A 402-nucleotide genomic window follows, 5' to 3' on the forward strand; every position below is an offset into this window, starting at 1 on the left:
AGCGCGGCTCTACGACGCCGAGCACACCCGTTCCCGCGAACTCCAGCGGAGCCTGCTCCGCCCACTCCGGGAGGGCCTCGATCCAGCTGAACTCGCCGTCTAGGCGGGCGCCCACAACGCCTGCGGGGGTGACCAGTTCGGGTATGTCCAGGAGCCAGGCCGCGCCGACGCAGGGGTGGCCGGCGAAGGGCAGGCGGGTGGTCGGGGTGTAGATGTCGATGACTCCGCGCTCGGGGTCGTCGACGAACACCGTCTCGCTGAAGCCGAGTTTCCCGGCGAACTCCTGTCGCTCGTCCAGGTCCGGCATGACGGAACCCTCGCGGACGACGCCGAGTTCGTTGCCGTATCCGCCGCTGGGACCGCAGAAGACACGCAGTACGTCGTAGTCAGTCACGGGGGAAT

The 402-nt window shown here is 68.7% G+C and carries 1 protein-coding gene; it reads right to left on the bottom strand.

From position 1 onward, the window contains the following. On the bottom strand, positions 1-394 hold a 394-nt coding region (locus tag ACNFOC_RS55670; RefSeq protein ID WP_416966483.1), incomplete at its 3' end, for a PhzF family phenazine biosynthesis protein. Positions 395-402 lie beyond the last annotated feature (8 nt).

This window comes from Streptomyces colwelliae, assembly GCF_048158785.1.
Classification (GTDB): Bacteria; Actinomycetota; Actinomycetes; order Streptomycetales; family Streptomycetaceae; genus Streptomyces.